General features: G+C 61.1%; 5 protein-coding genes. 2 read left to right on the forward strand and 3 right to left on the reverse strand.

Going from position 1 to position 7,469, the window contains the following annotated elements:
- Together DCO57_RS23745 and DCO57_RS23635 are read left to right on the forward strand one after the other, a co-directional pair.
- The coding region (locus DCO57_RS23745) for a hypothetical protein (RefSeq protein ID WP_208978088.1) at nucleotides 1–220 on the forward strand (220 nt) is incomplete at its 5' end.
- A 920-nt stretch (nucleotides 221–1,140) separates the two neighbouring features.
- Entirely contained in the window at nucleotides 1,141–1,314 is a 174-nt protein-coding gene (locus DCO57_RS23635; RefSeq protein WP_165814814.1) for a hypothetical protein, read from the forward strand.
- Between the two features lie 258 nt (nucleotides 1,315–1,572).
- On the opposite strand, the gene uvrB is transcribed toward DCO57_RS23635, so the two are convergent.
- The 3 genes from uvrB to DCO57_RS23640 all read right to left on the reverse strand — a co-directional run.
- Nucleotides 1,573–4,464, reverse strand: a complete 2,892-nt coding sequence (gene uvrB / locus DCO57_RS21940) for an excinuclease ABC subunit UvrB (RefSeq protein WP_116701061.1) — start codon at nucleotides 4,462–4,464, stop codon at nucleotides 1,573–1,575.
- A gap of 169 nt (nucleotides 4,465–4,633) precedes the next feature.
- Nucleotides 4,634–6,469, reverse strand: coding sequence for a peptidoglycan-binding protein (locus DCO57_RS21945; RefSeq protein WP_116701062.1), 1,836 nt, complete (start codon nucleotides 6,467–6,469; stop codon nucleotides 4,634–4,636).
- A gap of 166 nt (nucleotides 6,470–6,635) precedes the next feature.
- On the reverse strand, nucleotides 6,636–7,469 hold an 834-nt coding region (locus tag DCO57_RS23640), incomplete at its 5' end, for a hypothetical protein (protein WP_165814815.1).

Below are 7,469 nucleotides of genomic sequence, written 5' to 3' on the forward strand. Positions count from 1 at the left end.
GGCGGCTACTGTCAAGTTTATTAAAGAACACTTCGGTGAAAAGAAAATAGTTACGGTAGCTCCACCGAACCAGTCAATTTCAACAAATATTGCGAACCTAGCAGATGGCAAAAGAAGACTAAATAGGATTGATATTGAGAAGTGTCGAATGCCTTCAATTATAATGAGAGAAGGGAATACACCTATTCGCTGCCCGAGAGAATACGATTTACCTAGATAGTCAAAGCAACTGCCACAACTGAACCCCGCTCCCAGTTCCCTCAGAAACAACACGCCCCTGAGACCGAAAGTTCCCCAGAACGCGGGAAACATTGTTTGTCAGCCTGACCATATGCTTATGGTCGTTCGGGTTCTCGCCGCGCATTTGCACTACCTGTAGTGCAATCTGACGGCTTGTAAGCGGCTCTCTGGCGGTCCTGAGAATGTCGGAGACGCAGCGGCTTATCTCGCCTTGCCTGTAAAGTTTGTTTCCTGCACTGGCAGGCATCAGGGCGTTTAGATCCCCCTCATACCCTAGAAGCCGGATAGCGCGATCTATGGCGCTTATATCGTTATCCAGGTTGGCGAGTTTTGATAGCTGCTCTTCTCTCTCGTGAAAGAGGGAAACACGTTTGGTCAACAATCCGCGTATGGTGCTGTCAAAGCTTTGGAGTTTGGCGGGCTTCATGAGCCTAGATTGCCAAAATCAGCCGTATTTTGCCGCTTATGATTTGGTGCGCTTGCTACCTAATGCCGGTGGGGTTGAGGAGGCTGTGAGCAGAAGCTTCCGCAGGAGTGAATTTCGCTTTGCACGCATACGGGAAGACGAAACTCCCCGAACTTTTCCTCCTCTCAGCGGTCATCCCCGCCTTGAGCGGGGATCCATTGGTTTCCAGAGCGGCCGGGACATGGGCAGCGATTGTCGTGACGGCACTGCGTTACGAAGGTCTGCGGCAGGTGGTGAGGTGGATTGGATCCCCGGTCGAGCCGGGGATGACCGGGGGGCTATTCAGGGGATGGCGGCATCGCGCATTGACAATTCGGACAGGGTCGGGCCATGTGGCCGCGCCGTTCCGGCGCCCCGGATTTTTTCACCGGGCCGGGCAGAAAGCCTGCCGCCGGTCATCCGCTTTCAATCCGCATTACTTGCAAGAGGGTCCCATGAGACTGACTGCGCCGTCCTTCATCGTTTTCCTGATTTCCCTGGCTCTTTTCGTCCTCGCTGTCCTGCCGCTGGCCGGGATCGCCGTGCCGAGCATCGGCATCTCGACACTCTGGCTGCTGATCGCCGCCTATGGAATTCTGGCCGCCGGGGTGCTGTTCAAGGGGATCTGAGACCGTTGGTGCTACGGGCTCTTTCTGAATCCTGGAGGGATTGCAGAAGGCCCGCTGCGCTCGCGCCGATGTCTGGAGTTCGTGTCGGCGTGCAGCCTGGCTGCACCTGTCTGGCATGAAGGGGGAAATGGTCAGGCCCGCGTGTGAGTGCGTCATTCCGGCCCCGTGAGGCGAAGCCGAGCGCATATCCGGAATCCGGACGTATTTCGCGCCGCAGGCGCGGCCTTTCATGACGGGGCACTGTCGGAAAGCGGCTTCCTACTGCCCCGGCCGTCCGCTCTTCTTCGGCCGTCCTCTTCGCCGCTTCTCCTCGGCCGGGTCCTCGTAGGATCCGGCGCCGATCTTGCCGCGCACCACCGGCTTGACCGGGTCGTCGTCGCGGCCGAGGGGGACTTCCGTGCGGCCGACGGTCATTTCGTCGAGGGTGTTCTTGCGCACCTTGGCGGAAGGGGCGGGCAGGGGGGCGGCATTCTTGTCTTTTGCGGCCCGGGCCCGGTCGGCGGCGGTCTGTTTCTTCTTGCCGCTGGCGCCTTCCTTGGTGCCGCCAGCGCCAAATTTCCTGTCGCCCCGGAAGCCGCCGGACTTGTCCTCGACGGAGGACTGGCGGGCCATGGCGTCGTCGGCGACCGCCAGTTCGGTCTGCTGCAGGCGGCGGACCTCGTCGCGCAGGCGGGCGGCGGTCTCGAAGTCGAGGTCGGCGGCGGCGTCGCGCATCTTCTTTTCCAGGTCGGCGATGTGGGCGGTCAGATTGTGGCCGACCAGCGAGCCTTCCTCGGCGAAGCCCGCGTCCACGGTGACATGGTCCTGCTCGTAGACGCTGTCGAGAATGTCGCCGATGGTCCGCTTGACGCTTTCCGGGGTGATGCCGTGTTCTTCGTTGTAGGCGATCTGCTTCTCGCGGCGGCGGTTGGTCTCGGCGATCGCCCGGTCCATGGAGCCGGTCATGCGGTCGGCGTAGAGGATCACCTTGCCGTCGACGTTTCGCGCGGCGCGGCCGATGGTCTGGATCAGGGAGGTTTCCGAGCGCAGGAAGCCCTCCTTGTCCGCGTCGAGAATGGCAACCAGCGCGCATTCGGGAATGTCGAGGCCCTCGCGCAGCAGGTTGATGCCCACCAGCACGTCGAAGGCGCCAAGGCGGAGGTCGCGCAGGATCTCGATGCGTTCCAGCGTATCGATGTCGGAATGCATGTAGCGCACGCGCACGCCGTTTTCGTGCAGATATTCGGTCAGATCCTCGGCCATGCGCTTGGTGAGGGTGGTCACCAGGGTGCGGTAGCCCTTCTGCGCCACCTCGCGCACTTCTCCGAGCAGATCGTCCACCTGGCTGGTGGCCGGGCGGATTTCCACCGGCGGGTCGATCAGACCGGTGGGACGGATGACCTGTTCGGCGAAGACGCCGCCGGACTGATCCATCTCCCAGGAGCCCGGAGTGGCGGAGACCGCGATGGATTGCGGCCGCATGGCGTTCCATTCCTCGAAGCGCAGCGGCCGGTTGTCCATGCAGGAGGGCAGACGGAAGCCGTATTCGGCCAGCGTTGCCTTGCGGCGGAAGTCGCCCCGGTACATGGCGCCGATCTGCGGAATGGTCACATGGCTTTCGTCGGCGAAGACGATGGTGTTGTCCGGCAGATATTCGAACAGTGTGGGGGGCGGCTCGCCGGGCTTGCGGCCGGTGAGGTAGCGCGAATAGTTCTCGATGCCCTGGCAGGAGCCGGTGGCCTCGAGCATTTCCAGGTCGAACATGGTGCGCTGTTCCAGCCGCTGGGCTTCCAGCAGGCGGCCGTGGGCGTGAAGTTCCTCCAGACGCTGCTTCAGCTCGCTCTTGATCGACTTGACCGCCTGGTTCAGCGTCGGCTTCGGGGTGACATAATGCGAGTTGGCGTAGATCTTGACGCTTTTCAGCTCGCCGGATTTCTGGCCCGTGAGCGGGTCGAACTCGGTGATCGACTCGATCTCGTCGCCGAAGAGGGAAATGCGCCAGGCGCGGTCCTCGTAGTGGGCGGGAAACAGCTCGATGGTGTCGCCGCGGACCCGGAAGGTGCCGCGCTGGAAGGCGGCGTCGTTGCGCTTGTACTGCAGGGCGACCAGATCGGCGATCAGCTGGCGCTGGTCGATGCGTTCGCCGACCTCGATGGCGAAGGTCATCGCCGTGTAGGTCTCCACCGAGCCGATACCGTAGATGCAGGACACGGAGGCGACGATGATGACGTCGTCACGCTCCAGCAGCGAGCGGGTGGCCGAATGGCGCATCCGGTCGATCTGCTCGTTGATGGAGCTTTCCTTCTCGATGTAGGTGTCCGTGCGCGGAACATAGGCTTCCGGCTGGTAGTAGTCGTAGTAGGAAACGAAATACTCGACCGCGTTGTCCGGGAAGAAGGACTTGAACTCGCCGTAGAGCTGGGCGGCGAGCGTCTTGTTGGGGGCAAGGATCAGGGCCGGGCGCTGGGTGCGGGAGATGACCTGCGCCATGGTGTAGGTCTTGCCCGAACCGGTGACGCCGAGCAGCACCTGGGTCTGTTCGCCGCTTTCGATGCCCTCCACCAGCTCGGCGATCGCCGTCGGCTGGTCGCCCTTGGGTTCATATTCGGACTTGAGGACAATGGGCACGCCGCCTTCGGATTTCTCCGGCCGGTCGGGCCGGTGCGGCACCCAAAGTTCGCCGTTCTTGTGCAGCGGGTTGCCGGATTCGATCAGCGCCGACAGGGCTTCGACGGTCGCGGTCGCGCCCTGGTTGCCGGTCAGTTCGCCGTATTTGCTTTCCTTGCTCTTCTTCTTGTTGTCCTTGCGGTGCTCCTTGAGCTTTTTCTCGAGGCTTTCCGCCTCTTCCAGCGACATGTCGAGACCGGCCACCGGGTTCAGCCCGCCGGCCGCCCGCTCGCGGGCGCTGTCCGCCTTGCCGATGGAGGTGCCGCGGGAGGATCTGGCGGGTTTGGATTTCTTCTCGCTCGCGGGCGCAGCGGCCTTGCCGGCCGGTTTCCGCCTGGCCGGTTTTGCGTCAAGGGGCCTGTCCGCCTCCTCGGCGATCTCCGCGGCCCAGTCGCTCACGGAGCCGGAAAGCGGTGTGCCGGAGAGGGGGGGCTGCGGCGCTTCGCCGAACCCGTCGGGGGCGCTGGTGTCGTCGGAGGCGGATCTGTCGGGACGCTTGCTCATGCCCCGCAATATGGTCCGGTTGCGCCGGATAGAAAAGGGGCCGGTTGCGGCTTTGTTCCGGAAAAGGACACTTCCTGCCGCTCTGCTGACAGGAGGGTGTCAGGAGGCGGAGCCTAGACAGGAGATCCTTGTGACCGTGGTGGCGTTGCAAGGGAGACGCGGATTCCCGCTAGGAGTCCCTCAACAGCTTCAGGAAGTCCCGCGATTTGTAGCTGCGGTTCTTCTGGCACGCGATGATACCGTCCCTGCCGCCGTCCTTGCTGGTGTTGCCCTCGTAGGTGTCGAAAGTATCTTCGTTGACCTTGCGAACGATTCCGACATGTGTCCAGTCCGTCGACGATTTTCTGATGACGAACAACATGCCGGGCTGGAGAGCGGACAGCCGCTTCTGAGCCGTATCGAGCCTGGAACCCCTGATGAAACGCCTGGCGTTCTTCGCATCCTCGACAAGTCTGTCGACGCCGACCCTGCGTGTGAACGGCAGTTTCTGTTTCAGGTCGCGCGCCGCCTGAGCAACGATCAGGCAGGCAAATCCGGCGCACCACAACTGGTCCGATCCCTGACGGCCGCGCATGTAGAGCCGAACCCATGGGCCGCAGTTGGCGCCGCCCACTTCGATCGGCGTTTCGGCAACATGCTGTCTTGCGATCCGGACAACAGCTTCCGCGAAGCTGATCGATGACCCGAATTCGATCGGGGCCAGGGCGCGGCGCATGGGGCCGGTCAGCGTGACCCAGGTCTCCTCGTCGAGTTCCCCCGTGACCGGCCGTCCGAATGCGGTCTGGAAGCGGGTGAGCTGGAGCTCGGTCGAGGGGCCGAAATCTCCGTCCATTCCCGTGTTGAAACCGTGCAGGTTCAGCCATTCCTGCATGCGCCGAACGTTCCTTTTCTCTGCGTTGGAACTGCCGGGCGCACCGGCTCCGGCCGTCAATTTTCCGGGAAATTCGAATTCAGCCGCCACGTGTTTGAAATGCGCGGAGGCCAGGGGCAGTTCGATCGTGTTTACATTCCCGGAGGCGGTGCCCGGGTTGGCAACAATCGTTTTGCCGTTGCCAACAAGACTGACCGCTTTCATCTCGATCAGCGTTTTCAGCAAGACCGCCGCGCCGACCTGCCTCGACACCGCGTCGGGGTCGAAAACGCCATCCCTGACGTATTTGCCCTTCCTGTAGTGCTGGCTGCCGCTCCACAAATACGGGGTGGGAATTCCTCGCCGCTTGTATTCGTTGTTGATGCCGTTGTACCGGTGCCAGTGATACAGGGCGTTTTCCAGTGACCAGGTCTCTGTCCCCAGCAAGCGGTCATGTTCCATCGCGTCGCGTGCGCTTTCCTCCCAGCTGAAAGGGGGCGATCCGGCGGCAGGCCGGTCCTTGGGTATCCGGACGGTCCGCGCTGTCAGCTTATCGCCATTGTGCAAATGCTGGTCGAAACGGAGACTGCACTCCATGGCGTGCACGATGGCAATGAACCACCAGGGAACCGTCGTTCCATTCACGGCCTTGGCGTAGCGGTGCTGGTTCGCAACGATTTTCTTGCAGATGGAACGGGAGGCTTTCGACCAGGTGTCGGAAATCTCCATCGTCTTCCACAGGCTGGTATAGGCTGACGCCCAACCGGCGGGAACACTCGGAGTGGTTCCGGTGGCGACGGGCGCGGGGGGCGGTGCCGGCTGGTCCGGGCCGGGATCGAGACAGTCGTTTTCCGCGAGCTGGTCGTCACGATTGGGCTTTTCGTGGTCTTCCGGAGCGTCGGTGGAGCCGAACGGCCAGTCTTCAATCTCTTCGGCTAGCGCTTCCAGTTCCTTGCGGAGCTCATCAAGGGCTACCGCGATACCGGCCGCTCCTTCCATCGCTATCCGGCTGATCGCCTTTTGAACGTGATCGATCCTTATCTGGATTTTCCGAGCGCCGTCTGTGTCTCCGGTCGCGGTGGCCTTGTCCCGCTGTGCAATCAGGCTGTTTCTGAATGCCAGCAGCTCCCATTTGTCCGTCGGCAGTTCCGCCATCACAAACCTCCCCCGAATCTGGTCTCCAGATCAAAATTCAAGCACGATGCAGGCAATCCTCTCCCGGTGCGATACTTCCTGCATTCATACTGCCATCGGCAAATGCTTCAGAATTTCCAAGTGCCATCCTTCAATGTTTTCCGGTCCTTGACAGACAGCTTCCGGTCTAGCGGTTCTGTTCTGTTTTGACTTTTTCGGCGAGTATGCGCAGCTCGATCGCGTGATCCGCGAGCGCGTCGATGTTGGCGCGCGATCCCTGGTTCCTTGCAGCCTTCACCGCGACTTCCATTGCCCCGATCGTCTGGTCAATCAGCAGCACCCAGGATGCGAACAATTCCCTGTCCTTGAGCATCTGCTGTCTGGAGACGGCCTTGGGGCTCGAAATAACGAAGTAATAAAGTTCCGGCGTGCCATCCCGATAGGTCACCAGAATTTGCTTTATCGTCGGAAAGGCCCTGAGAAGATTTGCCCTGAAACTCTCTCTTGCCGCGCCTTTCAGGGCGGTGCCGAAAATCTGTTTCGCCGTGCCCAGATAGCCTGGAACGACAGCCGGAATGGTTACAATCTCGGCGAACCCCGCGGCGCTGCTGAGGTCTGACTGGGCCGCCGACAGATCGTTGACGATGCTGGTTGTCCTGGACATCAGCGCGTCGACCGACTCGCCGTTCGCGAGGCCGGCAAGGGCCTGATTGTAAGCTTTGGCCGCTGCGAGCGTCTTGCGCATCGAAGCTGTCAGTGGCGGGTCTCCGACAATCACATAGTAGGCGGCGTCATTCGGTTTGAATGCGCGCGCAGGATCATTGCCGTTGTTCAGGACCGTCCAGTGAGCCCGTTCCGCATTTGCAATCTTGTCGAGAACCTTTTGGGCCGTCTCGTTCTGCAGATCAAATGCTGTCGAATAGATCTGGAATTCCCGGACCGCATTGCTGCATGCGGCCAGCAGTAAAAATACTGCCGGAACCAAGTAATATATTGAAAGCTTACGCATGCCCTCCCGCCC

The sequence above is a fragment of the Labrenzia sp. 011 genome, from assembly GCF_003075075.1.
In the GTDB taxonomy this organism is placed as follows: domain Bacteria; phylum Pseudomonadota; class Alphaproteobacteria; order Rhizobiales; family Stappiaceae; genus Roseibium.